At 60.0% G+C, this 25650-nt stretch carries 21 protein-coding genes; 12 read left to right on the forward strand and 9 right to left on the reverse strand.

Going from position 1 to position 25650, the window contains the following annotated elements; translation table 11 throughout:
- The first annotated feature begins 209 nt into the window (after nucleotides 1-209).
- The 3 genes from AC1DMK_RS03170 (at nucleotide 210) to hspQ (ending at nucleotide 2486) form a co-directional block, all read left to right on the forward strand.
- Nucleotides 210-548 (forward strand): P-II family nitrogen regulator, encoded by a 339-nt coding sequence (locus tag AC1DMK_RS03170; RefSeq protein WP_018900556.1) that lies wholly within the window; start codon nucleotides 210-212, stop codon nucleotides 546-548.
- 37 nt (nucleotides 549-585) lie between these two features.
- A complete protein-coding gene (gene glnA, locus AC1DMK_RS03175; RefSeq protein WP_037061241.1) occupies nucleotides 586-1995 on the forward strand; it encodes a type I glutamate--ammonia ligase in 1410 nt (469 codons plus the stop codon).
- 161 nt (nucleotides 1996-2156) lie between these two features.
- Nucleotides 2157-2486: a heat shock protein HspQ gene (gene hspQ / locus AC1DMK_RS03180; protein ID WP_037061240.1), complete on the forward strand. Its 330-nt coding sequence runs from the start codon at nucleotides 2157-2159 to the stop codon at nucleotides 2484-2486.
- 113 nt (nucleotides 2487-2599) lie between these two features.
- Here the strand turns inward: hspQ and AC1DMK_RS03185 are convergent, their stop codons facing one another.
- Nucleotides 2600-3247: an invasion associated locus B family protein gene (locus tag AC1DMK_RS03185; protein ID WP_037061373.1), complete on the reverse strand. Its 648-nt coding sequence runs from the start codon at nucleotides 3245-3247 to the stop codon at nucleotides 2600-2602.
- Nucleotides 3248-3516: 269 nt separating this feature from the next.
- Between AC1DMK_RS03185 and AC1DMK_RS03190 the strand changes: the two genes are divergently transcribed.
- Complete coding sequence (locus AC1DMK_RS03190) at nucleotides 3517-5322, forward strand: extracellular solute-binding protein (RefSeq protein WP_477857071.1); 1806 nt, start codon at nucleotides 3517-3519, stop codon at nucleotides 5320-5322.
- An 86-nt stretch (nucleotides 5323-5408) separates the two neighbouring features.
- Complete coding sequence (locus AC1DMK_RS03195) at nucleotides 5409-6080, forward strand: DsbA family oxidoreductase (protein WP_477857073.1); 672 nt, start codon at nucleotides 5409-5411, stop codon at nucleotides 6078-6080.
- Between the two features lie 6 nt (nucleotides 6081-6086).
- On the opposite strand, the gene mfd is transcribed toward AC1DMK_RS03195, so the two are convergent.
- Both mfd and AC1DMK_RS03205 read right to left on the reverse strand, forming a co-directional pair.
- Nucleotides 6087-9593, reverse strand: coding sequence for a transcription-repair coupling factor (mfd, locus tag AC1DMK_RS03200; protein ID WP_477857075.1), 3507 nt, complete (start codon nucleotides 9591-9593; stop codon nucleotides 6087-6089).
- Nucleotides 9590-9907, reverse strand: coding sequence for an FAD assembly factor SdhE (locus AC1DMK_RS03205; RefSeq protein ID WP_037061234.1), 318 nt, complete (start codon nucleotides 9905-9907; stop codon nucleotides 9590-9592). The genes mfd and AC1DMK_RS03205 overlap by 4 nt, the downstream gene beginning before the upstream one ends.
- A gap of 92 nt (nucleotides 9908-9999) precedes the next feature.
- Here AC1DMK_RS03205 and recG point away from each other — a divergent pair, with 92 nt between their 5' ends.
- On the forward strand, nucleotides 10000-12105 hold the full coding sequence (gene recG, locus AC1DMK_RS03210) for an ATP-dependent DNA helicase RecG (RefSeq protein ID WP_477857077.1): 2106 nt from the start codon (nucleotides 10000-10002) through the stop codon (nucleotides 12103-12105).
- Between the two features lie 383 nt (nucleotides 12106-12488).
- Here the strand turns inward: recG and AC1DMK_RS03215 are convergent, their stop codons facing one another.
- Nucleotides 12489-14360: a L,D-transpeptidase family protein gene (locus AC1DMK_RS03215; protein ID WP_477857079.1), complete on the reverse strand. Its 1872-nt coding sequence runs from the start codon at nucleotides 14358-14360 to the stop codon at nucleotides 12489-12491.
- 402 nt (nucleotides 14361-14762) lie between these two features.
- On the opposite strand from AC1DMK_RS03215, the gene fumC reads away from it, so the two are divergent.
- Both fumC and AC1DMK_RS03225 read left to right on the forward strand, forming a co-directional pair.
- Nucleotides 14763-16154, forward strand: a complete 1392-nt coding sequence (gene fumC / locus AC1DMK_RS03220; protein WP_037061231.1) for a class II fumarate hydratase — start codon at nucleotides 14763-14765, stop codon at nucleotides 16152-16154.
- Between the two features lie 155 nt (nucleotides 16155-16309).
- Entirely contained in the window at nucleotides 16310-17917 is a 1608-nt protein-coding gene (locus tag AC1DMK_RS03225; protein ID WP_477857082.1) for a fumarate hydratase, read from the forward strand.
- A gap of 5 nt (nucleotides 17918-17922) precedes the next feature.
- Here the strand turns inward: AC1DMK_RS03225 and AC1DMK_RS03230 are convergent, their stop codons facing one another.
- Entirely contained in the window at nucleotides 17923-18069 is a 147-nt protein-coding gene (locus tag AC1DMK_RS03230) for a hypothetical protein (protein ID WP_477857084.1), read from the reverse strand.
- Between the two features lie 421 nt (nucleotides 18070-18490).
- Between AC1DMK_RS03230 and AC1DMK_RS03235 the strand changes: the two genes are divergently transcribed.
- Nucleotides 18491-19558 (forward strand): GGDEF domain-containing protein, encoded by a 1068-nt coding sequence (locus tag AC1DMK_RS03235; RefSeq protein ID WP_037061225.1) that lies wholly within the window; start codon nucleotides 18491-18493, stop codon nucleotides 19556-19558.
- 41 nt (nucleotides 19559-19599) lie between these two features.
- Here the strand turns inward: AC1DMK_RS03235 and AC1DMK_RS03240 are convergent, their stop codons facing one another.
- The gene (locus AC1DMK_RS03240; protein ID WP_037061223.1) at nucleotides 19600-20211 is read right to left on the reverse strand and encodes a pyridoxamine 5'-phosphate oxidase family protein; all 612 of its coding nucleotides are present in this window, start codon (nucleotides 20209-20211) and stop codon (nucleotides 19600-19602) included.
- A gap of 50 nt (nucleotides 20212-20261) precedes the next feature.
- Complete coding sequence (locus tag AC1DMK_RS03245; RefSeq protein WP_477857086.1) at nucleotides 20262-21212, reverse strand: alpha/beta hydrolase; 951 nt, start codon at nucleotides 21210-21212, stop codon at nucleotides 20262-20264.
- 45 nt (nucleotides 21213-21257) lie between these two features.
- On the opposite strand from AC1DMK_RS03245, the gene AC1DMK_RS03250 reads away from it, so the two are divergent.
- Entirely contained in the window at nucleotides 21258-21725 is a 468-nt protein-coding gene (locus AC1DMK_RS03250) for a MarR family transcriptional regulator (protein ID WP_037061220.1), read from the forward strand.
- Nucleotides 21726-21727: 2 nt separating this feature from the next.
- Here the strand turns inward: AC1DMK_RS03250 and AC1DMK_RS03255 are convergent, their stop codons facing one another.
- The gene (locus AC1DMK_RS03255; protein ID WP_477857087.1) at nucleotides 21728-22918 is read right to left on the reverse strand and encodes a low temperature requirement protein A; all 1191 of its coding nucleotides are present in this window, start codon (nucleotides 22916-22918) and stop codon (nucleotides 21728-21730) included.
- Nucleotides 22919-22945: 27 nt separating this feature from the next.
- Nucleotides 22946-23320 carry a gamma-butyrobetaine hydroxylase family protein gene (locus AC1DMK_RS03260; RefSeq protein WP_037061216.1) on the reverse strand — a complete coding sequence of 125 codons (375 nt, stop codon included), beginning with the start codon at nucleotides 23318-23320 and terminating at the stop codon, nucleotides 22946-22948.
- Nucleotides 23321-23415: 95 nt separating this feature from the next.
- Between AC1DMK_RS03260 and moaA the strand changes: the two genes are divergently transcribed.
- Together moaA and AC1DMK_RS03270 are read left to right on the forward strand one after the other, a co-directional pair.
- Complete coding sequence (gene moaA / locus AC1DMK_RS03265; protein WP_477857088.1) at nucleotides 23416-24501, forward strand: GTP 3',8-cyclase MoaA; 1086 nt, start codon at nucleotides 23416-23418, stop codon at nucleotides 24499-24501.
- Between the two features lie 238 nt (nucleotides 24502-24739).
- Nucleotides 24740-25648, forward strand: coding sequence for a DMT family transporter (locus AC1DMK_RS03270; RefSeq protein ID WP_037061213.1), 909 nt, complete (start codon nucleotides 24740-24742; stop codon nucleotides 25646-25648).
- Nucleotides 25649-25650: the final 2 nt, after the last annotated feature.

A 25650-nucleotide genomic window follows, 5' to 3' on the forward strand; every position in this document is an offset into this window, starting at 1 on the left:
CGACAGTTCAATCTAAATTGAAGCTTCTGGCGACACATTTTAGTCATTTCCGGCTGAATCCGCGTGGAAACCTCATGAAATCATAGACTTTTGCGCATCTTCTGGCCATTTCCGGCAAGATTCCGCTTTCCAACTGGCACGATAACTGCATCATACCGGCGAGCGGGTATGAGCCTGCTATAACGGGAGAAGCGGAGAGTCATTTTCTCATGAAAAAGATCGAAGCGATCATTAAGCCCTTCAAGCTCGACGAAGTGAAGGAAGCCCTTCAGGAAGTTGGCCTGCAGGGTATTACAGTCACGGAAGCGAAGGGCTTCGGTCGCCAGAAAGGCCACACGGAACTATACCGGGGCGCCGAATACGTCGTTGATTTCCTGCCGAAGGTAAAGGTGGAAGTCGTCCTCGCCGACGAAAATGCGGAAGCTGTCATCGACGCGATCCGCAAGGCCGCGCAAACCGGCCGTATTGGTGACGGCAAGATTTTTGTATCAAATATCGAAGAGGTTATTCGTATCCGCACCGGCGAAACCGGCGTCGATGCCATCTAGCCCGACGTATCGTCATCTCAAATAAAGGAACTATTTAATGGCGACCGCAAGCGAAATTCTTAAGCAAATCAAAGACAACGACGTCAAGTTCGTCGACCTGCGCTTCACCGACCCCAAGGGCAAGCTGCAGCACGTTACGATGGATGTGGTCTGCGTCGATGAAGACATGTTCGCCGATGGCGTCATGTTCGACGGTTCTTCGATCGGCGGCTGGAAGGCCATCAACGAATCCGACATGGTGCTGATGCCGGACACCGAGACGGTTCATATGGATCCGTTCTTCGCGCAGTCCACCATGGTCATTCTCTGCGACATTCTCGATCCGGTCTCGGGCGAAGCCTACAACCGCGATCCGCGCGGCACCGCGAAGAAGGCGGAAGCCTATCTTAAAGCATCGGGCATCGGCGACACAATTTTCGTTGGCCCGGAAGCCGAATTCTTCATCTTCGACGACGTTCGCTACAAGGCCGACCCCTACAACACCGGCTTCAAGCTCGACTCGACCGAACTGCCGTCGAACGACGACACCGAATACGAGACCGGCAACCTTGGCCACCGCCCGCGCGTCAAGGGCGGCTACTTCCCGGTTCCGCCGATCGACAGCTGCCAGGACATGCGTTCGGAAATGCTGACGGTTCTGTCCGAAATGGGCGTCGTCGTCGAAAAGCACCACCACGAAGTGGCTGCCGCCCAGCACGAGCTCGGCATCAAGTTCGACACGCTCGTCCGCAACGCCGATAAGATGCAGATCTACAAGTACGTGGTGCACCAGGTCGCCAATGCCTATGGCAAGACGGCAACCTTCATGCCGAAGCCGATCTTCGGCGACAACGGCTCGGGCATGCACGTCCACCAGTCGATCTGGAAGGGCGGCAAGCCGACCTTCGCGGGCGACGAGTACGCCGGCCTGTCTGAATCGTGCCTCTACTACATCGGCGGCATCATCAAGCACGCCAAGGCACTGAACGCATTCACCAACCCATCGACGAACTCCTACAAGCGCCTCGTCCCAGGCTATGAAGCACCAGTGCTGCTCGCCTATTCGGCTCGCAACCGCTCGGCTTCCTGCCGCATTCCCTTCGGCACCAACCCGAAGGCCAAGCGCGTCGAAGTCCGCTTCCCTGACCCGATGGCAAACCCCTACCTCGCCTTCGCGGCGATGCTGATGGCCGGCCTCGACGGCATCAAGAACAAGATCCATCCGGGCAAGGCCATGGATAAGGATCTTTACGATCTGCCGCCGAAGGAACTGAAGAAGATTCCGACGGTCTGCGGCTCGCTGCGCGAGGCACTCGAAAGCCTCGACAAGGACCGCAAATTCCTCACCGCCGGCGGTGTTTTCGACGACGACCAGATCGACTCGTTCATCGAACTGAAGATGGCCGAAGTCATGCGCTTCGACATGACGCCGCATCCGGTTGAGTACGACATGTACTATTCTGCATAACGCAGAATCCGAGAGCCCCGGTCATAAGGCCGGGGCTTTCCTGCCTGCACGATGTCGCCTACGCCGGTTGGCCGATGTGACATTCATGTGACGAGATCTCGCACAAATCTTGATTCGGGCGAGGCCAATCACCAAATTGGGTGATGAAAGGAAGTCGTACCATGAAAGAAAGACTAGCTAAGTTCAGTATCGGCGAAGTGGTTCGGCACAAGGTATTTCCGTTTCGCGGCGTCATCTTCGATGTCGATCCGGAATTCGCGAACACGGAAGAATGGTGGAACTCTATCCCCGCCGAAGTGCGCCCAAGCAAAGACCAGCCCTTCTATCACCTGCTCGCCGAAAATGACGAGAATGAATATGTCGCCTACGTATCCGAGCAGAACCTTGTCAACGACGAAAGCGGCGTCCCGCTTCGCAACGAGCAAGTCTATCAGATTTTCGATATGGCACCGACGGGACAGTTTAAACCCAAGATGAACCTGACCCACTAAGTGTCCGGCCCGGCTTTGAAACCCCGCTCCCAAGCGGGGTTTTTCTCTGTCTGCAAACAATTGAAAAACCCGGCACAGGGCCGGGTTTCCATGATTTCCATCGGGCTTCGATGTTACTGAGCCTTGGCAGCCTTCTGGGCGTCTTCGAGCTTCTTGCGAGCTTCGTCAGCCTTCTTCTGCATGCTGTCCTGCAGGCTCTTCTGGCTTTCTGCGAGCTTGGAAGCGGAAACCGCCTCGCCGTCGAACGCGCCCGTAAAGCCTTCAAGCGAAATCTTGATCGGGTTTGGCGCGCGGCGGAAGTTGATCGAAGTGAGAACCAGATCCGTGCCCTTCTTGAGGCTCGCGACCATGGCGTCTGTCAGCTGGACCTGCGCAACGCAACGATCCGGCATGCACATCAGGTAATCGATCTTCTGGCCCTTGCCGCCATCGATCTGCATCATGATGCCCGGAGGGATCAGGCGTGCCGGCGGAACCGAAACCTGCAGGCTCTTGTTGTTGATCTTGCCAGAAACGCTAATCAGGCCAACGCCTGTGACGAGCTGCCCGCCACCGGCCAGAACAACGTTCTGAACGACGCACACATCATTGTCTTCCTGTTTGCTGCAGGTCTTGTACCAACCGAGGCGAGGAGCGCCGGCAGCCTGAGCTGGAGCGTTGGCGTCCTGGGCGAAAGAAGACGCCGGAGCCGCTGCGGCGCCGAGCATCACTGCCAGAACGGACAGGGCTGCCCGGGTTTTCTTTTCAGAGTTGAGCATCATAACGAATTCCGTCTCCTGGTATCCCATTGGGACAGCGGGTATGCCATCCTCACCAACAGGGTTGTTTGCACTCCACCTCTTAAAACAATGAGGCAAATGCATGACCCCCCGACTTCGGGTTCCCCTGTTACATTGCGCCGCCGCAGATATCCAGTATTTCTTTGGCGTTTTCGAGGTCGCTCGAAAGAATTCGCTGCGGATGGTGAATTGGGCCCGCCGCATGCTACTGTTTTATCGAATCGTGCTGTCTTCCGGAAGGGATTTCAAGGATGCTCCGGATCGTTCTGCCTATCGTCTTCACCCTGTTTTGCGGCGCAGCACTGGCTGAACCCGTGCACGGTATCGCAATGCACGGCGAACCGGCACTGCCCGCTGATTTCAAGCACCTCCCTTACGTCAATCCCGATGTAAAGAAGGGCGGCAAGATCGCCTATGGCGTGGTCGGTACGTTCGACAGCCTCAATCCCTTCATTCTGAAAAGCATGCGCACGACCGCACGCGGCATGTGGGATCCGGAATACGGCAACTTCGTCTACGAAACGCTGATGGCGCGTTCGCGCGACGAGCCTTTTGCGCTCTACGGACTGCTGGCCCAGTCTGTTGAATGGGACGATGACCGAACCTACATCCAGTTCAATCTCAATCCTGCGGCCAGGTGGTCGGACGGCGAACCGGTGACGCCGGATGACGTTATCTTCTCCTTTAATATTCTGAAGGAAAAGGGACGCGTTCCGTTCAGCAACCGCCTCAACGCCGTCGACAAGATGGAGAAGGTGGGCGATAACAGCGTTCGATTTACGTTCAACGAAAAGGCAGACCGGGAGTTTCCGCTGATACTGGCCGGCTCTACGCCGATCCTGCCGAAACATGCGATCGACCCTGAAACGTTCGATCGGTCGACGCTCGTGCCGCCGATCGGCTCCGGCCCCTATAAAATCAAATCGTTGAAGCCGGGCGAGAGCATAACCTTCGAACGCAACCCGAACTACTGGGCCAAGGACATTCCCGTCAAGGTGGGACTGGACAACTACGACCAGGTCACCGTGCAGTATTTCCTGCAGGATACGACGCTGTTCGAGGCCTTCAAGAAGGGCGATGTGGATCTCTATCCGGACGGCAGCCCGGGCCATTGGGCGAACGCCTACAATTTTCCAGCGGTTTCATCCGGCAACGTCGTGAAGGACGTGTTCGAGCCAAAGCTGCCCAGCGGCATGTTCGGCTTTGTCTTCAATACGCGTCGGCCCGTCTTCGGCAATCAAAAGCTGCGCGAAGGCCTGTCGCTCATCTTCGACTTCGAATGGGCGAACAAGAATTTGTTCTCGAGTGCTTACATTAGAACCCAGAGCTTCTGGCAGAATTCCGACCTGTCGAGCTTCGGCGTTCCGGCAGACGACCGAGAGTTGAAACTGCTCGGTCCGATCAAGGACAGGATCGATCCGGCCATTCTGGACGGCAACTACAGGCTGCCCGTTACGGACGGCTCCGGCAGGGATCGCACTGTCCTGAAGCAGGCAGTCGCACTTCTCAGAGAGGCCGGATACACGATCCAGAATGGCAAGATGAGCGATGCCAATGGCAGGCCCCTCGCCTTCGAGATCATGACCCAGAACGCCGACCAGGAGAAGCTTGCCGTATCCTACCAACGTTCGCTCAATCAGCTTGGCATCACGGCTTCGATCCGTACCGTGGACGATTCGCAGTATCAGAGCCGGACCAACAGCTTCGACTACGACGTGATCGTCAAATCCTATACCTCGTCTCTGTCTCCCGGCATTGAACAGCTTGGCCGCTGGTCGGCCGCATCGAAGGATCGCGAGGGCACGGACAATTTCGCCGGCGTAGCCGATCCAGACGTCGATACGCTGATCCAGCATATCCTGACCGCCCGCTCGGCGGAGGACTTTACCGCCGCCGTACGCTCACACGACCGGATGCTGCTCTCCGGCCACTATGTGCTGCCGCTTTATCATGTCGACAAGCAGTGGGTTGCGCGCAGCAAGCGCATCGGCCATCCCGATGCCGTACCGCTCTATGGCTACCAGCTGCCGGCATGGTGGGATCAGAGCGCGCAATAGATGGTTCTCTTTTCCTGCCTGGTTGAAGTCTTCAGCCGCAGGGCCTAGATGGCTGCAAATACACTGGTCCCGGGAAAGGAAAGCCCATGGAACGCATAGTCATCGATGTCGTGTCGGACGTCGTCTGCCCTTGGTGCTACCTCGGCAAGGCCCGGCTGGAGCTGGCGATCGCTGACGTTCAGGATGAGGTCGGCATCGACATCAACTGGCGGCCCTACCGCCTCAATCCCGACTATCCTGCGGAAGGCGTCGATCAGAAGAAGGCATTGGAAGAAAAGCTCGGCGGCGCTGAGCGCGTCGCCCAGGGCCACAAGATGCTGACCGACCTCGGCCGCGAGGTCGGCATCGCCTTCGATTTCGAGGCCATCAAGATCGGTCCCAATACGCTCGATGCGCACCGGCTGATCCATTGGGCGATGGTCGAGGATCGCGAAAAACAGGATCGCGTCGTCGACGCGCTATTCAAGGCGAATTTCGAGGAAGGCCGCAATATCGGCGATCACGTCGTGCTCCTCGACATCGCCGAGAACGCAGGGCTCGACCGATCCGTCACCGCCTCGCTGCTTGCATCCGACGCCGACCGCGACCTCGTGATTGCGGAAATCCAGGCCGCTCAGCAGATGGGCGTCAACGGCGTGCCCTTCTTCATCTTCGACCAGCAATATGCCGTCAGCGGTGCCCAAACCCCCGACGTGCTGGTGAATGCGCTGCGCGACATTGCCAAGGCGAAGGCAGAAGCCCGCTCCGGCATGAACTGATCCGCCTTACGGCTTCGCCATCTCCGCCATGTGCGTCATGATGACGGCTGCGCCCTGCAGTCGTTTTTCAGGTGTCGGCAGGTCGCGGGTCAGGAACACGCTCTGGTCCGGGCGGATCTTGGCCATGGAGCCCTGCTTGGCGATGTATCCCACGAGATTTGCCGGGTTCGGGAATTCCTTGTTGCGGAACGTGATGACGACCCCCTTCGGGCCGGCATCGAGCTTCTCGACATTGGCGATGCGGCAAAGCGACTTCACGTAGACGATCTTGAGGAGATGCTGGACTTCGATCGGCATCGGCCCGAAGCGGTCGATCATCTCGGCACCGAAGGCATCGATCTCCTTGAGTTCGGTAATCTCCCCGAGCCGGCGGTAGAGAGCCATGCGCAGATGCAGGTCGGGAACGTAGCCATCTGGAATCATGACCGACGTGCCGACCGAAATCTGCGGCGACCAGCCGGTATCGTGGATTTCGTCGACACCCTTCACCTCGGCGACCGCCTCCTCCAGCATCTGCTGGTAGAGTTCGAAACCAACTTCCTTGATGTGCCCGGACTGTTCTTCGCCGAGCAGGTTGCCGGCGCCGCGGATGTCGAGATCGTGGCTTGCCAGCTGAAAGCCGGCGCCGAGCGTATCCAGCGACTGTAGAACCTTGAGCCGGCGTTCGGCCGTCGCCGTCAGCACCTTGTTGACCGGCAGCGTGAAAAGCGCGAAGGCACGCACCTTCGAGCGGCCCACGCGGCCGCGCAGCTGGTAAAGCTGCGCCAGACCGAACATGTCGGCGCGGTGCACGATCAGCGTGTTGGCCGTCGGCACATCGAGGCCGGATTCGACGATCGTCGTCGATAGCAGCACGTCATAACGGCCCTCGTAGAAAGCATTCATGATGTCTTCGAGTTCGCCCGCCGGCATCTGCCCGTGCGCCACTGCGACCTTCAGCTCAGGCAAATCGGAGCGAAGGAATGCATGCACATCCTCCAGATCGGCAAGACGCGGGCAGACGTAGAAACTCTGACCGCCGCGATAATGCTCGCGCATCAGCGTCTCGCGGATGACAAGCGAATCGAACGGCGAAATGAAGGTGCGAACCGCCATGCGGTCGACCGGTGGCGTCGTAATCAGCGACAGTTCGCGCACACCCGTCATGGCCAGCTGCAGCGTGCGCGGAATGGGCGTTGCCGAAAGGGTCAGAACGTGAACGTCGCTTTTCAGCTCCTTCAGGCGCTCCTTGTGCTTGACGCCGAAATGCTGCTCCTCGTCGATGATCAGAAGCCCGAGATTGGCGAACTGAATACCAGCGCCGAGAAGCGCATGGGTTCCGACGACGATGTCGGTTTTCCCCTCGGCGACTTCCTTTTTCGTCAGCGCCAGTTCCTTGGAGCCCACGAGGCGCGACGCCTGTTGGATGCGAACAGGCAGCCCGCGGAAGCGCTCGGAGAAGGTCTTGAAGTGCTGGCGCGAAAGAAGCGTCGTCGGCACGACGACGGCCACCTGAATGCCGTTCATGGCAGCTACGAACGCCGCACGAAGCGCTACTTCCGTCTTGCCGAAGCCGACGTCGCCGCAGACAAGGCGATCCATCGGACGCCCTGCGCCAAGATCGCTGCGCACAGCCTCGATGGCGGTGTCCTGATCTTCGGTCTCGTCATAAGGGAAGCGGGCGGCAAACTCGTCGTAGAGCCCTTCCGGCGTCGTCAGGACCGGCGCATGACGCGTCAGGCGCTCGGCGGCGATGCGAATGAGTGCATCCGCCATGTCGAGCAGCCGCTTCTTGAGCTTGGCCTTGCGCATCTGCCATGCACCGCCGCCGAGCTTGTCCAGCTGCGCCTCGGTACCCTCGCCGCCATAGCGCGACAAAAGGTCGATGTTTTCGACCGGCAGGAAAAGCTTGGCATCGTCGGCATATTGCAGCTCAAGGCACGCATGCGCGGCGCCGGCCGCCTCGATGGTTCTGAGACCGATGAAACGTCCGATTCCGTGTTCGGCATGCACGACGACCGAGCCTTCGTCGAGCCCGGCGACCTCGGAGATGAAATCGGCAGCGCGCCTGCGCCTTTTCGAGCGGCGCACCATGCGGTCGCCCAGGATGTCCTGCTCGCCGATGACGACGAGATTGCCGGCTTCGAACCCGGACTCCAGACTGTAGACAGCCGCCGCAGCCTCGCCCTTTTCAAGGCTGGCAATGTCCTTCAGCGCCGCAATTGGTTTGACGCGCTCAAGCCCATGTTCGTTCAGAACCTGCAGCAACCGCTCCAGCGAGCCTTCGGTCCATGCGGTGATGAGCACCTTCGCACCGCCGGAGCGCTTCTCGGCGATATGCCTGACGACCACGTCGAAGACATTGATGCGCTCGGCATTGCCTGCACCCTCGGCATTTGATCGCGCCCAACGCTCGCCCTGGCGGGCGTCGAGATTGACGACGCGCCGCGCTTCGCCCTCATGCTCGTTGAAGGGCGAAATGCGAACCGCATTGAACGCATCGAGCGTGCTGGCGAAGGATTTTCCATCGAGATAGAGCTGGCCGGGGACGATCGGCTTGTATGGCGTGCCCTGCGCCATCGGACCCTTGCTCGGCTGGCCGGAGTTCAGACGGGCGTCGTAATAGTCGAAGACGAGCTTGGAGCGCTCTTCGGCCGCCTCCCGTACAGTGTGATCGGTGACGAGACGGAAGCCCTTGAGATAGTCGAAGACCGTTTCAAGCTTGTCGTAAAAAAGCGGCAGCCAATGCTCCATGCCCGGATAGCGGCGGCCTTCGGAGATGGCAAGGTAAAGCGCGTCGTCGCGGGTCGCCGCGCCAAAGGCTGACAGGTAATTCTTGCGGAAGCGGCTGATCGTGTCGGGCGTGAGCGTCACCTCGCTCATCGGGTTCAGATCGAGCGAGCGGACCTGCCCAATCGTGCGCTGGTTTGCCGGATCGAAACTGCGGATGCTCTCCAGCGTGTCGCCGAAGAAGTCAAGCCGCACCGGCTCTTCCGAACCGGGCACGAAGACGTCGAGGATACCGCCGCGAACCGCATATTCGCCGACTTCGCGAACCGTCGCGACACGGTCGAAGCCGTTGCGCTCCAGTCGACCGGCGATATCGTCCATGCGGACCTGATTGCCCGGCCGCGCCGCAAACGCCAGGCTCTCGATGACGTCCTGTGGCGCCACCTTCTGCAGCATGGCGTTGACGGTGACAAGCACGATCGCCGCATGCGGCTTTCTGTGATGGGCGATGAGGCCGCTTAGCGCTGCAAGCCGGCGCGCGGACGTGTCGGCGCTCGGCGAAACGCGGTCATACGGAAGACAGTCCCATGCCGGCAGGGTCAAAACCGGAATATCCGGCGCGACGAAGCCGAGCATCTGCTCGATATCCGCCATACGCTGGCCATCGGAGAGCACGTAGGCGACCGGCTCGCCAGCGCGCGCAAGCTCCGCCAGCAGTATGGGCTCGAGCCCCGCGGGCACATTGCCGATCGTCAGCGACTCGGCAACAGCGGCGAGCTTTTTCGCGTCAAAACCTGGGATCATTCTGCATTCCTGGGCAAGGCATCGGCGGGGTATTCGAAATCCGGTTTGTAGGCTGCCAGCCGCTCGAACATCGGCGTCTGGAAACGCTCCGGCACCGGCCATGTTCCCATGATCCAGCGCACGAGGTCGTTGTCCTCCTCGGCCATGATGGTTTCGAACTCGTCGAGTTCGACATCGGACAACGCGGCGATTTCCTTCTCGGCGAACTGGCCAAACACCAGATCCATCTCCCGGATACCTCGGTGCCAGCAGCGGAACAGAATCCGGCGGCGGCGAGGATCGAGATCGGCGCTCGAGAGTGTCACACCCGTCATGGCATTACCTTCCTGTTGATGCGCCTCTATAGACCCTCGAAAGCGGCTTGTCAGCCTTGCCAAGACCGCATTGTTCATCGCATTTTGCCGCTATGCGCCCTGCCATTCTCGATCCCCTGTTTTCTCCCGTTTCGGCACTCCCCGGCGTCGGCCCCAAGATTGCCGACCTGCTGGTGAAGCTCCTCGGACGCGAGACGGCTGAGGATTGCAGGGTTGTCGATATGCTCTTCCATGCGCCGCATTCGCTGATCGACCGGCGCAATCAACCGGGCATCGCCCGTGCACCGCAAGGGGCGATCGTGACGATCACCGGCCGTGTTGACCGACACCAGGCGCCCCCGAACCGCAAGAGCAACGTTCCCTACCGCGTCTTCCTGCACGACGAGACCGGCGAACTCACCCTTGTCTTCTTTCGCGGCCAGTCGACCTGGCTGGAGAAGCAGCTGCCCCTGGACGAGGAAGTTACCGTCAGCGGCAAGATCGACTGGTTCAACGGTCGCGCCTCGATGGTCCACCCGGACTACATCGTGAAGGCAAGCGAGGCCGAGAACCTGCCGCTGGTCGAGCCGATCTATCCGCTCACTGCCGGCCTTGCGCCGAAGACGCTCCGCAAGATCATCGAGGCTGCCTTGCCGCGTATGCCCGAAATGCCGGAATGGATCGATCTTGCCCTGACCGAAAAGCAAGGCCTGCCCGCGATCAACGACAGCTTCCATATGCTGCACGAGCCGCGCGATCCCTCCGACCTCGATCCACAGGCTCCTGCCCGCCGGCGCCTTGCCTATGACGAGTTTCTGGCCGGCCAGCTGTCGCTGGCGCTGGTACGCCAGCGGCTGCGCAGGGTCGCTGGCAAGCCGGTGCACGCGACCGGCATTGTCAGCAGCCGGATGCTGCAGACACTGCCGTTCTCCCCGACGCAGAGCCAGACGATGGCGATCGCCGAGATCTTGCAGGACATGGCCGGCGACGATCGGATGCTGCGGCTCCTCCAGGGCGACGTCGGTTCCGGCAAGACGCTGGTGGCGCTGATGGCGATGGCGGCGGTGATCGAGAGCGGCGGTCAGGCCGTGCTGATGGCGCCGACGGAAATCCTGGCGCGCCAGCACTACGCGACGATCTCGAATATCGCGGCTTGCGCCGGGCTCGGCATCGAGGTGCTGACCGGCCGAACCAAGGGCCGCGAGCGCGAGGAGATCCTGGAACGGATCGTTTCCGGCCAGGCACAGATCATCATCGGTACCCACGCACTGTTTCAGGACAGCGTCAACTACCGAAACCTGATGCTCGCCGTCGTCGACGAGCAGCATCGCTTCGGCGTCCACCAGCGCCTAAGGCTCACGGCCAAGGGTATCACCCCGCATATGCTTGTGATGACCGCGACCCCGATCCCGCGCACGCTGGTGCTCGCCGCCTTCGGCGACATGGACGTCTCCAAGCTCACCGAGAAGCCCCCAGGCCGCAAGCCTATCCAGACGATCACCGTGCCGACGGAGCGAATAGGCGACGTCGTCGGCCGGTTGAAGAGCGCATTGGCGCAGGGCAAGAAAGCCTATTGGATCTGCCCGCTCGTCGAAGAATCGGAAGAGAGCGACCTGATGTCGGTCGAGGAGCGGCATCAGACCCTCGTCTCCACGTTGGGAGCGGGCGTCGGCCTGATCCACGGACGCATGAGCGGCCCGGAAAAGGACGCCGTGATGGTGGCGTTCAAGAACGGCGAGATCCGCCTGCTCGTCGCCACCACGGTCGTTGAAGTCGGGGTCGACGTTCCCGACGCAACGATCATGGTGATCGAACACGCAGAGCGTTTCGGCCTTGCACAGTTGCACCAGCTCCGCGGCCGCGTCGGGCGCGGCGACGAGGCCTCGACATGCATCCTGCTCTACAGGGGGCCGCTCAGCGAAACCGGCCATGCCCGGCTTTCGATCATGCGCGAAACGGAGGACGGCTTCAGGATTGCCGAGGAAGACTTGAAGCTGCGCGGCGAAGGCGAACTCCTGGGTACGCGCCAGTCGGGGACACCGGGGTTCCGAATTGCCAGCCTTGAGGCGCACGCCGATCTACTCGAGATTGCCAGAAAAGACGCGGCCTACCTGATCGAACGCGACCCCGAACTGACCAGCGAACGCGGCAAGGCCGTACGCACGCTGCTTTATCTCTTCCGCCGCGACGAGGCGATCCGATTCCTGCACGCCGGCTGACGAGACGAGCGCGTCCGCTTGAGGTTCTGACGTTACTTCTTCGCGATGCCGGGAAGCGTCACTGCGCCGGCAGGGCAGGCAAATGGTCGATTGGCAGACTTGCTGTGACGCCTCCGCTCATCGCGAGCCGAGCGCAGAACGGCCGCTTGCCGGTTGTACCCACAACCTCCCGCGCTGCGTTTTAAGACGAGAGCATGATAGTGAAATGAAAGTCGTCAACAGGCTGCGCCCAAAGCCGCAAAACATGCTCGCAAACCAAATTATCGAGGGTCGCCAAACACGTGGCCGCGATTCGGGGGGCCGGCCACCGAACCTTATCTGATCATCCACAGATCAGACGTCAAGAAACACTGCGCGGCACAAGTGCCGCGCAGTGTTCGAGATCAGATCTGGGCGTCCCGCGCCTTGGTCGTGGCCTCGAAGGCTTTCTCGACATAGGCATCGCGACCATACACGTCGTCAAAATACTGCACGACGCCATCCTTGTTCGGCCATGCCGTGAAGTAGGCTACATAGACCGGGATCTTCTGAGGAACCTGAACGGCATGGTTCTGGCCGGTCGCTATTTCCTTTCCGATCTTGTCCACCGTCGTATTCAGGACAGCCGCCGCCATGGCGCGCGGATCGGCAAGGCGCACGCAACCGTGGCTGAGCGCTCGCATGTCCCGCTTGAAGAAGCTCTTCGACGGCGTGTCATGCATGTAGATCGCATGCGAGTTGGGGAATAGGATCTTCAGTTCGCCGAGCGCGTTGTCGCCGCTCGGTGGCTGGCGCACGGAAACATTCGAGGTAGAGCCGTACCAATCGACGCTCGACGATGCGACGGCACGTCCGTTGACCTGGACTTCATAGCCCATGCGGTCGAGGTAGTTCGGATCCGAACGCAGATGTGGCAGCATCTCGTTGATAATGATCGACTGAGGCACGCCCCAGAACGGGTTGAACTCGACAGTCTCGATCTGGTCCTGGAAGAAGAATGTCTGGTGCGACGGCTGGCCGACCACCACCCGCATCGACAACTGCTCCTTGTTGTCGTTATGGTAGTAGACCATGTAGGCTGGCTGGTTGATGAAGACATAACGCGAGCCGAGGTCTTCTGGCAGCCAACGCGCCTGTTCCATGGCAACGATCAGCTTTTCGATCTTCGAGCCGTTGGTGTCACCGCCGGTCATCACGCGGACGGTCGCCTGGCCGATTACGCCGTCCGCCTTCAGGCCGTGTTCCTTCTGGAAGCTTTCAACCAGGGAAACGATCTCCGGGGAATAGTCGGTACCGCCGGTGTACGAAGCGAGCGTCACGGCATTCTCGGCCTTGAGCGCAGCCGAGCCATGCTTGTCGATCGCCTTGACGATATTCGGGATTTCCGACGAGTTGCCACCTGGGCGCAGGAGACCGTCGAGTGCGATATTGATCCGCTCCTCGGCATGGCCTTCACCCTTCAATTTCGCCAGTTCCGCCTTCAGCGTCACGAACTCCGGACCATCAGGCGAGCGGCTGCTAAGGTAGGCCGCCACATCCGGGCTCATGCGCGCAAGTTTCAAAACGGGATCCAGATTGACGGTCTTTCGTGCAAAATCGTGGTAGCCCGACAGCCTGTTCGGATCGACGCGACCGCGCACCGTGTCCTGCACATAGGCCAGGACTTTGGCCGACAGCTGGAGCTCGAACTGCGTCAAAGCGCGGTCGCGGGCTGCAGGATCCGGATCGGCCGGATCGACCGACGGCACCTCGATTGCATAATCTGCTGGATCGAGGCCGACGGAAGCTGCGTCGGCCAGAGCGCTCATCGCTGCCTTGGCGCCGTCGCTGACGGCAGTTCCATTGAGCCAGATCAGTGGGTTCTTGGCATCACCGTAATAGTTTTCCAGCGCCTTGGCGACTTCGACCGGCGCACGCACCTTCGCCTCGATCAGGAAACGGCGCTGTACGGACGGCGCAACCTCGGTCGAAGCCGTCGAAGCCGCGACGGCGCCGGTGACAACCGGATCCGTGAACTTGCCGGTATCGACATAGCGCATGGGATCCGGCTTGTAGGTGTAGTAACTTGGCGCCGAAACCTTCGGCAGTGGCGCATCCGGCGCCATTTGGCCATAGGGAGCCACCGGTGCCGGATTGATGATGGTGCTCTGGGTGCGGGCGCGGTCGCCGCGGATCATGTCCATCAGCGTATACGCATGCGCGGGCGCGACCCCCAGGGCCGCCACGCCGCATGAAAGTGCGAGTGCGGAAACCGCACTTTTCAAAAGGAATGTCATGCTTTTTTCCAGTCCCAGTATCAAGCTGTCTTCAACCGCGGGCATAGCCCAGTTTAGAACCCGTATCATCCGGCGCCAGCCGGTCACATGGCAGAAAGCGAGCGCCACCGCCAGTCTTGAAGAACTCAACCTTCAGTAACGTAGCAAACTTGTCGCCAAGCTCCAATTCACACAAAATTATGAAATTATTGGTTAATTTTCTACTTTATTTTCGGTTCGCGACACAGGGGGCAAAAGGCCGCTGCTGGATAAAAACTCAGCCGTGTCCGAAAAACCACTTATAGTGCAACCAATAACATGAATGGCGAAATCATATATTTGATCTGAGTAGTTTTCTTCCAGCCCTTTCAGACCTATAAGACCGCATCTTTGCAGCCGCTCACCTGAACGAAAGGCTTGGCTATGACCTCCACCCGCACCGAAACCGACACGTTTGGCCCGATCGAAGTCCCGAACGACAAGTATTGGGGCGCCCAGGCGCAGCGTTCGCTCGGCAATTTCAAGATCGGCTGGGAAAAGCAGCCGCTGTCGATCGTTCGGGCTCTCGGCATCGTCAAGCAGGCGGCCGCACGCGCCAACATGGCACTCGGCCAACTCTCCCCGGAAATCGGCAACCCGATCGTCGTCGCCGCCCAGGAGGTGATCGACGGCAAGCTCAACGAACACTTCCCACTGGTCGTCTGGCAAACAGGCTCCGGCACGCAATCCAACATGAACGCCAATGAGGTCATCTCCAACCGCGCCATCGAGATGCTCGGCGGCGTCATGGGCTCAAAGAAGCCGGTTCATCCGAACGATCACGTCAACATGAGCCAGTCGTCGAACGACACCTATCCGACGGCCATGCACATAGCCTGCGCAGAGGAGATCGTTCGTCATCTGCTGCCGGCGCTGAAGCATCTCCATGCCGCGCTCGACATGAAGGTTACGGAATTCAGCCATATCATCAAGATCGGTCGCACGCATACGCAGGATGCAACGCCGCTGACGCTCGGCCAGGAATTCTCCGGTTATGCCGCGCAGGTCGGCTCCGCCATCAAGCGTATCGAAATGACACTGCCCGGCCTCTCCGAACTCGCGCAGGGTGGCACCGCGGTAGGCACCGGCCTCAACGCACCAATCGGCTTTGCCGAAAGGGTGGCGGAAGAGATCGCCGCCATCACCGGCCTCCCGTTCGTTACCGCACCCAACAAGTTCGAGGCACTCGCCGCCCATGACTCGATGGTCTTCAGCCATGGCGCCATCAACGCAGCGGCGGCAGCATTGTTTAAGATCGCCAACGACATCCGTCTTCTCGGCTCCGGCCCTCGCGCCGGCCTCGGGGAGCTGTCGTTGCCGGAGAACGAGCCGGGCTCCTCGATCATGCCCGGGAAGGTCAACCCAACCCAATGCGAGGCACTGACCCAGGTCTGCGCGCATATCTTCGGCAACAACGCAGCGCTCACCTTCGCCGATAGCCAGGGCCACTTCGAACTGAATGTCTACAATCCGATGATGGCTTACAATTTCCTGCAGTCCGTGCAGCTGCTGGGCGATGCCGCCGTCTCCTTCACCGACAACTGCGTCGTCGGCATTGAGGCGCGCGAGGACAACATCAAGGCCGGCCTCGAACGCTCGCTGATGCTCGTGACCGCGCTCGCCCCGACGATTGGCTACGACAACGCCGCCAAGATCGCCAAGACCGCGCACAAGAACGGCACCACGCTGAGAGACGAAGCACTCGCTAGCGGCCTCGTCACCGTCGAGGAATATGACGCGATCGTCCGCCCTGAAACGATGATCGGCCCGAAATAAGTCTTGACGCCCCGCTGGTGTCGACGGCACCGCCGCTCCAGCGGCGGTGTTTTTCGTCTATTGTTGACGGAAATTTGCAGGTTTTAGAATTATTGCAATTGCGAAGACGCGCGAATAGACCATCTGCGATTTCGGTGCGCTTGAAAGGTCCTTCGATGGCTGACGATTTGTTTCCCCTCAGCAAAGACTCCACCCAGTATCGCAAGATCAGCAGCGACTATGTCTCTGTCGACAGGTTCAGGGGGCAGGACATTCTGACCGTCGAGCCAGAAGGCATTCGCCTGCTTGCGGAAACAGCCTTTGCCGACATCAACCATCTTCTTCGACCCGCCCATCTGAAGCAGCTCGCCTCGATCCTCGACGATCCGGAGGCAACCGACAACGACCGCTTCGTCGCCAATGACCTCTTGAAAAACGCCAACATCGCGGCCGGCGGCGTCCTGCCGATGTGCCAGGACACGGGTACTGCGATCATCATGGGCAAGAAGGGCCGCCGCGTCTGGACGGAAGGCGAGGATTATGCGGCGCTCGCCAAGGGCGTCATGGACGCCTACGAGAAGAAGAACCTTCGCTATTCTCAGCTGGCTCCCATTAAGATGTTCGAGGAGAGGAACACCGGGAACAACCTGCCGGCTCAGATCGACATCTACGAGGAAGGCACGGACAGCTACGACTTCCTCTTCCTTGCCAAGGGCGGCGGATCGGCCAACAAGACCTTCCTCTACCAGGGCACTCCGTCGCTTCTGACGCATGACCGCATGATCGACTTCCTGAAGGAGAAGATCCTGACACTCGGCACGGCAGCCTGTCCCCCCTATCATCTGGCGATCGTCATCGGCGGCACCTCGGCCGAGGTGAATCTGAAGACCGTCAAGCTCGCCTCGACCCGCTATCTCGACGACCTGCCGACCGAAGGCTCCGAAAGTGGTCATGCTTTCCGCGACATCGAGATGGAGATGGAAATCCACAAGCTCACGCAGCAGATGGGCGTCGGCGCCCAGTTCGGCGGCAAGTATTTCTGCCATGACGTCCGCGTCATCCGCTTGCCCCGCCACGGCGCATCGCTGCCGATCGGCCTCGGCGTCTCCTGTTCCGCCGATCGCCAGGCCAAGGGGAGGATCACGCGCGACGGCATCTTCATCGAGCAGCTGGAAACCGATCCTTCCAAGTATCTGCCCGAGATCGACGAGACGAAACTTTCAGAATCCATGGTTCGCATCGACCTCAATCAGCCGATGAACGATATTCTGGCGGAACTGAGCAAGCACCCCGTCAAGACCCGCCTGTCGCTCACGGGCACCATCATCGTCGCCCGTGACCTCGCTCACGCCAGGATCCGCGAACGGCTGGAAAAGGGCGAAGGCATGCCTGACTACATGAAGAATCACCCGGTCTACTACGCCGGCCCGGCAAAGACCCCCGCAGGCTACGCCTCCGGTTCCTTCGGGCCAACGACGGCAGGCCGCATGGACAGCTACGTCGACCAGTTCCAGTCCTTCGGTGGATCCATGGTGATGCTCGCCAAGGGCAACCGCTCCCGCGCCGTGCGCGAAGCGTGCAAGAAGCACCAAGGCTTCTATCTGGGCTCGATCGGCGGTCCGGCTGCGCGCCTGGCACAGGACTGCATCAAGAAGGTGGAGGTGCTGGAGTATCCCGAGCTTGGCATGGAAGCCGTTTGGAAGATCGAGGTCAAGGATTTCCCGGCATTCATCGTCATCGACGACAAGGGGAACGACTTCTTCCAGGAGCTAAATCTCGGCTAAGCCGGTCAGTGCCGCGATGCCGTCGGCTCATGATCGACCGTCACGCCAGTGCTCATCGCTACCATGTCGGCGGCGCTGAGCACTTCATCGGTCTTGATGCTGGCAAGGATGTCGGTGCGAAACGCGCCATCGAAAAATCCGTTGTGCTGCATCAGCAACGCAGATCCTGCGACAACTGCAGCGACAAGAACAATCGGCCAAGAGTGACGAGAGGCTTTCATGATCTCATGCCTTCCGGTGGGACCACTGCGGGTCCGTCACGGATGAATATGCTCATTGCCGGTTGCCTGCAAAAGCACAAGCATCAGCAACCGACTGTCAACAGTACGAAGACGACAACCAAGGCTAGGCAAGCAGTCTGCCAATAAAATCGCTAGAAATTTTGCGCCCCGCGCGAAGCCTCAGCCGGTGCCATGTAAATTATCGAATAAAAATCATATACATAAGTAGAGATGGCCCGATTCCCATAAAACTCACATACAATCCTTGGTATATCCAGCCTTAATCATTTCCCAACATTTTTAAGCTAACAAATAGAAGACTGCATTTGAGATCTTCAAGAGGAGTAGCCGAATGACGACGGCTGTGGCGCCCAAGACGCAGGTTCCCGATGTGGCGGGCCAGATCACTTTTGCCATGCGCTCGATGGGCGTAGCTCCGATTCCCAGGAACTACGAACTCTTCTATGAAGCCTATATCGGATCGAATCCGGCACTGACCAGAGACCTGGCGGCATTGGGCAACCACGCCAGCCAGGAGGAGCTGGACGAGCTCGGCACACAGCACTATACGCACAGCCCCGCGCGCATCTACGATGACGCCCACAGGCGCATTGCCGCCGAGCTGGAGGCTCTCCTGCGTGTCCTTCGCCAGGAACAGACTTCACTTGAGAGTTACAACAAGCTGCTCGGCGAGACCTACAACCGGATCAACTCGAAGAACCACTCGAGCGCCGACCTCATCCAGAACGCTCTCGATCTGTTGACAGAGGCGACCGGCGACACGATGGCGCATGGAGAACGGACGGTCGAGAACGTCGTTCAACGATCGCAGGAGATGGACCAGGTCCGCAAGGAACTCGACGAATACAAGCGCATCGCCAACACGGACTCCCTCACGCGCCTGTCCAATCGCCGCGCTTTCGACGATCGCCTTGCTGCGGTTTTCAACAATCCTACGATGCGCCCGGTCACGGCGCTCGTCCTTGCCGATATCGACAATTTCAAGAAGATCAACGACACCTATGGTCATCCGGTCGGCGACAAGATCCTGGCGACCGTCGCCTCTGTGATCCGCGCAAATGTCCGGCGTGATGTCTTCGTGGCGCGCACCGGCGGTGAGGAATTTGCCCTGATTATCGAAGGCAATACGGCTGACGAAGTCATGGGGACGGCGGAGCGTATCCGCCGGACACTCGAGGCTACCCCCTTCAAGAACTCCCGTACCCGGATAAACTACGGGCCGGTGACGGTTTCTATCGGCGTCTGCATGGCCTCCACTGCCGAAGACCCCGGTGAATTGTACCATCGAGCCGATGTCGCCCTCTATGGCGCCAAGAACTCAGGACGCAACTGCAGCGTTCTTTTCGAAGACGGCATGCAGAAGGATTTCATCAAGAGCTGGCTGATCTACAAGGGATAGTGCCCTCGTCGCGAAACGGCATGTGCCAATTGACGATGTGCTTACCACATCGTCTTCGCGGCGCGGCCGGCCCATTCGCGATCATACGTCTCATGGTCGAATTCGTCGGTCGCGGCTTTCAGCATCAGACCCGGCGTCGGAAGGTTCTTTGGGTCTACGAAATGCTCGGGGTTCCACAGTTCGGACCGAATCAACGCCCTCGCGCACTGGAAGTACACTTCGTCGATCGCAATGACGATCACCGTCCGCGGGTTCTTTCCGTCCATCTCGAAGCTTGCCAACAGTGCTTCGTCATTCGAGACTACGCCACGCGCGTTGATACGCATCGTCGTGTTCGAGCCGGGAATGAGAAACATCAGAGCCAGCCGCGGATCGCGGACGATATTGGACAGCGAATCGACGCGATTGTTGCCGCGCCAGTCCGGCATATGCAGCGTCTTGTCGTCGACAACACGCACCACGCCGCCGATATCCCCACGCGGCGAGCAATCGAGGCCCTCGGGGCCGACCGTCGCCAACGCGACGAACGGCGAGGCCTCGATCATCTGCCGGTATAGCGGCGTCAGGTTCTTCGTCACTTTCGCGACCGATGCCTGCGTCAGGCCCCCGGCATAGATTGCCCCGAGTTCTTCTACCGTCGTAATGATTTTCATGATCGTCCTGCCGAGTTGTCCGTGGCGGCCATTAGCCGACTACGATGACGCTACAATGACGCTCGCTTTGCGGAAACTTCAAAAAGCGGAACCATCGCGGCATTCCTGCCCAAATCATCGTCGCCGAGAAAATCACAGACCGCGTCGAGTACCGGCGCAGCGCTGACGATGCGGCGATGTCCGAAGCCGTTTGCCCAATGCACCCTCACCGCCTCGCCAGACGCGGCGTAGCGACGCGCGTGGCTGGCGCTGACCTCTTTGTCGTCTTCGGCGTGAACGACCAATACCGGACGTCGGATAGCTCCTGCCGCCTTGCCTGCATCGAAATCCTCAAGTCTCCGTCCGGTGACGCGATGGATTTCGTGTTCCAGCACAGCTTGCACCGCTTTGCCAAGCCCAAGCATCTTGCCGAAGCCCTTGAACAGCCAGTGCATCTCGCTCGGTGATCCGATCAGCACGAGCTTCTGTGGAAGAACAGCCGGCACCTCGGGCAGCATGCCGGCCGCCGCCACCATCAGCGCTGCTCCGCCGAAGGAATGTCCGATGGCTGCGTCGAACGGCCCGAAGCGCTGCTCCGCCGCCCTGATCGCCTGCACCGCCAATCCCATGTGAAGAAAGCGGCCACCTGCCCGGCCATGGCCCGGAAAATCGAGGGCAATCACCTCGGCCCCCGTCGCCGCCAATGCTGCGACAAGATCCGCCATATATGCGATGCCGGATCCCCAGCCATGCGTCACAAGATAGCGCTCGCGCATTCCGATCGCACCGCCGTTGACCCGATAGGCATGCGCCCGGCGACCGCCGATCCGGAGTGTGAACATCTCCGCAGTAGCAAGCTTCCGACTGCCCGCCGCATGCGCTGCTCTCGCCTTCTCGCCACGCGGCTTTGCCGAAGGTGTCCGACAGAACAAGCGGAACGCCGCCTTGCCGGCGATCACTGGCGAAATGCCTTCTAGCGCGGAGAAACCGAAGCGGGTGACCTTCGCTGCAAAGTTTGCCATAGTGGGAATCCGTTTATGTTCAACACTGAACAATAAAGTACAACGATGAACAAAAATCAACCCCTGCCGTGGGATCATCCGCGTTTTCGCAGCTGGATCGCCGTTGCCCGTGCCTGTCAGCTCATGCAGCAGTCGCTCGGCCGTTCGCTTGCCGAACTGGACATCAAGACGCCTCACCTCGACATACTGATCAATCTCTATCGCTTCGAGGGTCTCTCCCAGCAGGAACTTGCTCGCAAACTGCTCGTCGGGCGCTCCAACATGAGCATGTTGCTGCCGCAGATGGAAAAGCGCGGCTTGATCGAACGCCGCGGCCACGAAAAGGACAAGCGGGTGCTGAGACTGTTCCTCACCGAGGCCGGTCGAGCCGTCACGGAACGCGCCATGGTGATCCAGACAGACCTGATCGAGCGGGTACTTTCGCCGGAGCCGATCGACCAATGCATGGCCATGGCCAACTCCATGGAGCGCATCATCGGCGTTCTTCAGCAGGACCTTCGCGAGGACGACTGACCTCAGTGCAGCGTGCGGGCCACCGGTTGCGCGGAAAGCGAACGGTATTCCCACGCAGCAACGACGATCAGCACCACGCTCGCCAGAATGCCCATCACGTAGACCTCGGTGAACGGCGCGACGAAAGCAAGCAGGATCAGCAAGACCAGACCTGCAAAGTGAGACAGCGGCGGCCTCCCGCTCGTCGCGCCCTTGAACCAGAGATTGCCGGCCAGGAACAAGCCGGAGCCACCGAGAACGGAAGCGACGACACCGAGGTCTCCGGTCTCGTGTGGGTGCGAGAACATAAACTCCACCGCGACCGCATGCACGATGATGCCCGCCAGAATCGGGATATGGGCATAGGTAAAGGCCTGCCGGGCTATACTGCCAGGCGTATCGTCATGCTCGATCCGGTGTGCCGCCCGCTCGTGTCCAAAGCGGAAATAGAGCCACCACATGGTGACGGTGCCGACAAAGCCGGTGGCGAACACGACAGCGGTCAGTGTCGAAAACGGAAGCTCGGAGAAGGTTCGGCCGGATACCAAGATGGCCTCGCCAAGGCAGATAATGATGAAGAGCGCGCAGCGCTCCGCCATGTGGGCGCCGGACACATCCCAGTCGGCCGCCGTCGACTTCCCAAGACCGGGCACGAAAAAGCCGGCGGCCGGCCCCGCATACTCGATAGCGATTGCAACCAGCCAGGCGCCGAGCCGTGCCTCGTGCTCCAGCAAACCACCGGAGATCCAGAAAACGCCCGATACCATCAGCCAGACGCTGATGCGGATGAAATTGCGATAATGCAGGGAGCTGGCCCCTTTCACCGCGTAAGCCATAAAGAGTGAACGGCCGACCTGCATCGCAACGTAGGCACAAGCAAACAGCAATCCCTTGTCGCCGAAAGCTTCGGGAATGGAGGCGGACAGCACGAGGCCGAGCAACATCAGCACGACCAGCATGCCGCGCACCGGCATCTTGTCCGGATCGAGCCAGTTGGTCACCCAGGTCGTGAATATCCACACCCACCAGACCGCAAAGATCATCAACCCGGCCTCAATGGCGCCGAGCGGCGTATAGTGCCCGGCCAGCGCATGCGACAACTGCGATATCGAGAAAACGAAAACCAGGTCGAAGAAGAGCTCAAGGAACGTAACCCTGCTGCCGCCCGGACTGCCCTTCACACGCAGCCAGTTTCGTTGCTTCGGTGTCGCCATGCGTTTTCCCCCGTGGCTGCTGTTTGCCTAGCGCGGCTTTTCCGATGTTTCGCGAGTCATGCCTTTCTCGCGCAGCTCGTTTTCATAGGCGTCGAAGAGTTCCTCGCCGCGTTCGCCGAGTTCGCGCAGATAGGTCCAGGTGTAGATGCCGGTATCGTGCATGTCGTCGAAGCCGATGCGAACGGCGTAATTTCCGGTGGGCATCATCGAAATGATCGCGACGTTGCGCTTGCCGGGCACCGTGACCTTCTGGCCTGGCCCATGCCCCTGCACCTCGGCAGATGGCGAAAGCACGCGCAGCATCTCCGCCGACAGTTCGAAGCTCTCCCCGTCGTTGAAGGTCACGGCGAGACGCTGCCGGTCCTTCGATACCCTGAGTTCAGTCGGCCATATGTCGCTCATGATCCCGATCCCCTTCGATTTCAGGAGTAGGCAATGAACCTTTGCGAGGCAAGTTCAATTTACCGTGGTTCGCCGCCGTTTCACTTGACGCCGCAATGGCATATACACACATAGTGTGCATCGCGGAGGTAGTCGTGAACAGCAAAGTTGGAAGCATTGGCAATGCCACCCCGCTGGTGGCGGACGCTCGGCCGATGATCGACCCGTTCCAACGGGCGATCAGCTATCTGCGCGTGTCTGTGACCGACCGTTGCGACTTCCGCTGCACATATTGCATGGCGGAGAACATGAACTTCCTGCCGAAGAAGGATCTCCTTACCCTGGAGGAGCTGAACCGGCTCTGTTCCGCCTTCATTGCCAAGGGCGTGCGCAAGCTGCGCCTGACCGGCGGCGAGCCCCTGGTGCGCAAGAACATCATGCACCTCGTGCGCGAACTCGGCAAGCAGATCGGCTCCGGTCTGGACGAACTGACACTGACGACCAACGGCTCGCAGCTCTCCCGTTTTGCAGACGAACTGTACGATTGCGGTGTTCGCCGCATCAACGTTTCCCTCGATACGCTCGACCCGGACAAGTTCCGCCAGGTCACCCGATGGGGCGATTTCGCCAAGGTGATGGAGGGCATCGAAGCCGCCCTGAAGGCAGGATTGAAGATCAAGCTCAACGCCGTCGCGCTGAAGGATTTCAACGACGTCGAGATGCCTGAGATGATCCGTTTCGCACATGGCCGCGGCATGGACCTCACAGTGATCGAAACCATGCCGATGGGCGAGATCGAAGAAGACCGCACGGACCGCTACCTGCCGCTTTCGAAACTTCGCGCAGACCTGGAGCGCCATTTCACGATGAGCGAGATCGGCTATCGCACCGGAGGCCCGGCACGCTACGTCGAGGTCAAGGAAACCGGCGGCCGTCTCGGCTTCATCACCCCGATGACGCACAATTTCTGCGAAAGCTGCAATCGCGTCCGCCTGACCTGTACCGGCACGCTCTACATGTGCCTCGGCCAGAACGACGCGGCCGATCTGCGCGCAACACTGCGCGCCACCGAGGACGACGGCCTGCTCTTTGCAGCAATCGACGAGGCGATCTCGCGCAAGCCCAAAGGGCACGACTTCATCATCGACCGAACCCACAACCGCCCCGCCGTCGCCCGCCACATGAGCGTCACCGGAGGCTGACACTGCCGCTCCGCCTGGTAACCCATGACCCCGCCGACTGAGCATGTCCCACCTGAGAAAACCGTCTGAATTCCGGATGTTGGACGAAGGATATGCCACGCTTTACGCTAAGCGAGGCTGTCTCGATGTCGGTTCGCGTGCAACGCGCAGTAGATTTATTGCAAGTGTGTCCTCCATCCAGTTTCCCTGACTGCCCTTCCCAATTAAAAGGAGCCGTACGGAGAATCGGAAGAGTTTCATGCCGCGGTCACGCAATACTGAGGGTGCAATCTGCATGACGTCGGCCATGGCCGGATTTTCCGCAAGCGATGCCCTTTCGAAATCGGTCGTCGCCTACATGAATGCCGGTCAGCTCATGTGCCTGCGCGGTCTCATCACCAGCATGCTCGTCTATCTGATCGCGCGCAAAATGGGTGCACTCCGCTCCTTGCGCGTGGTCATGAAACCGATGGTGATCGTCCGCGTTGTCTGCGAGATGCTGGCTGCGGTGACCTATATCACCGCGCTGGGAATGATGCCGATCGCCAACGCGTCGGCCATTTTGCAATCGCTTCCGCTGGTCGTAACTTTCGGCGCTGCGCTCTTCTTTCGCGAGCCGGTCGGCTGGCGTCGCTGGTCGGCCATTCTCGTCGGCCTGATCGGGGTTGTCATCATCATCCGCCCTGGTCCCGAGGGCTTTACGGCGGCGGCGTTGCTTTGTGTCGCCAGCGTTCTGGTGACGGCAGGCAGAGACTTGGCAACGCGCAGCGTTGATCCAGAAATTCCATCGCTGATGATCACTTTGGTGACGGCGGTCTCCGTTTCGATCTTCGGCGCGATGCTCATTCCCCTGCTGGGTGGCTGGAGGCCAGTCAGCGCGACGTCGCTGTCCCATATCGCGCTGGCCGCGGTCCTCGTGCTCGTGGGCTACCAGTCGGTGATCCTGGCCATGCGAACCGGCGAAATCTCCTTCGTCGCGCCTCTGCGCTATACCAGCCTGATCTTCTCGGCTCTGCTGGGCTTCTTCTTCTTCGCCGAAATACCTGACGGCTGGACCCTGACCGGCGCAGCCATCGTCATCGCTTCCGGCCTCTATACATTCTATCGTGAGGCCAAGCGCCGCGGCGCGCCCATCGCGCAAGAGTCCGAACCGAGAACACCTGTCTGAGG

It is taken from the genome of Rhizobium sp. 05L419, from assembly GCF_056397845.1.

Coding starts and splice junctions, on each gene's coding strand:
- AC1DMK_RS03170 (WP_018900556.1), top strand. CDS start 210: ATGAAAAAGATCGAAGCGATCATTAAGCCCTTCAAGCTCGACGAAGTG.
- glnA (WP_037061241.1), top strand. CDS start 586: ATGGCGACCGCAAGCGAAATTCTTAAGCAAATCAAAGACAACGACGTC.
- hspQ (WP_037061240.1), top strand. CDS start 2,157: ATGAAAGAAAGACTAGCTAAGTTCAGTATCGGCGAAGTGGTTCGGCAC.
- AC1DMK_RS03185 (WP_037061373.1), bottom strand. CDS start 3,247: ATGATGCTCAACTCTGAAAAGAAAACCCGGGCAGCCCTGTCCGTTCTG.
- AC1DMK_RS03190 (WP_477857071.1), top strand. CDS start 3,517: ATGCTCCGGATCGTTCTGCCTATCGTCTTCACCCTGTTTTGCGGCGCA.
- AC1DMK_RS03195 (WP_477857073.1), top strand. CDS start 5,409: ATGGAACGCATAGTCATCGATGTCGTGTCGGACGTCGTCTGCCCTTGG.
- mfd (WP_477857075.1), bottom strand. CDS start 9,593: ATGATCCCAGGTTTTGACGCGAAAAAGCTCGCCGCTGTTGCCGAGTCG.
- AC1DMK_RS03205 (WP_037061234.1), bottom strand. CDS start 9,907: ATGACGGGTGTGACACTCTCGAGCGCCGATCTCGATCCTCGCCGCCGC.
- recG (WP_477857077.1), top strand. CDS start 10,000: ATGCGCCCTGCCATTCTCGATCCCCTGTTTTCTCCCGTTTCGGCACTC.
- AC1DMK_RS03215 (WP_477857079.1), bottom strand. CDS start 14,360: ATGACATTCCTTTTGAAAAGTGCGGTTTCCGCACTCGCACTTTCATGC.
- fumC (WP_037061231.1), top strand. CDS start 14,763: ATGACCTCCACCCGCACCGAAACCGACACGTTTGGCCCGATCGAAGTC.
- AC1DMK_RS03225 (WP_477857082.1), top strand. CDS start 16,310: ATGGCTGACGATTTGTTTCCCCTCAGCAAAGACTCCACCCAGTATCGC.
- AC1DMK_RS03230 (WP_477857084.1), bottom strand. CDS start 18,069: ATGCAGCACAACGGATTTTTCGATGGCGCGTTTCGCACCGACATCCTT.
- AC1DMK_RS03235 (WP_037061225.1), top strand. CDS start 18,491: ATGACGACGGCTGTGGCGCCCAAGACGCAGGTTCCCGATGTGGCGGGC.
- AC1DMK_RS03240 (WP_037061223.1), bottom strand. CDS start 20,211: ATGAAAATCATTACGACGGTAGAAGAACTCGGGGCAATCTATGCCGGG.
- AC1DMK_RS03245 (WP_477857086.1), bottom strand. CDS start 21,212: ATGGCAAACTTTGCAGCGAAGGTCACCCGCTTCGGTTTCTCCGCGCTA.
- AC1DMK_RS03250 (WP_037061220.1), top strand. CDS start 21,258: ATGAACAAAAATCAACCCCTGCCGTGGGATCATCCGCGTTTTCGCAGC.
- AC1DMK_RS03255 (WP_477857087.1), bottom strand. CDS start 22,918: ATGGCGACACCGAAGCAACGAAACTGGCTGCGTGTGAAGGGCAGTCCG.
- AC1DMK_RS03260 (WP_037061216.1), bottom strand. CDS start 23,320: ATGAGCGACATATGGCCGACTGAACTCAGGGTATCGAAGGACCGGCAG.
- moaA (WP_477857088.1), top strand. CDS start 23,416: ATGGCATATACACACATAGTGTGCATCGCGGAGGTAGTCGTGAACAGC.
- AC1DMK_RS03270 (WP_037061213.1), top strand. CDS start 24,740: ATGCCGCGGTCACGCAATACTGAGGGTGCAATCTGCATGACGTCGGCC.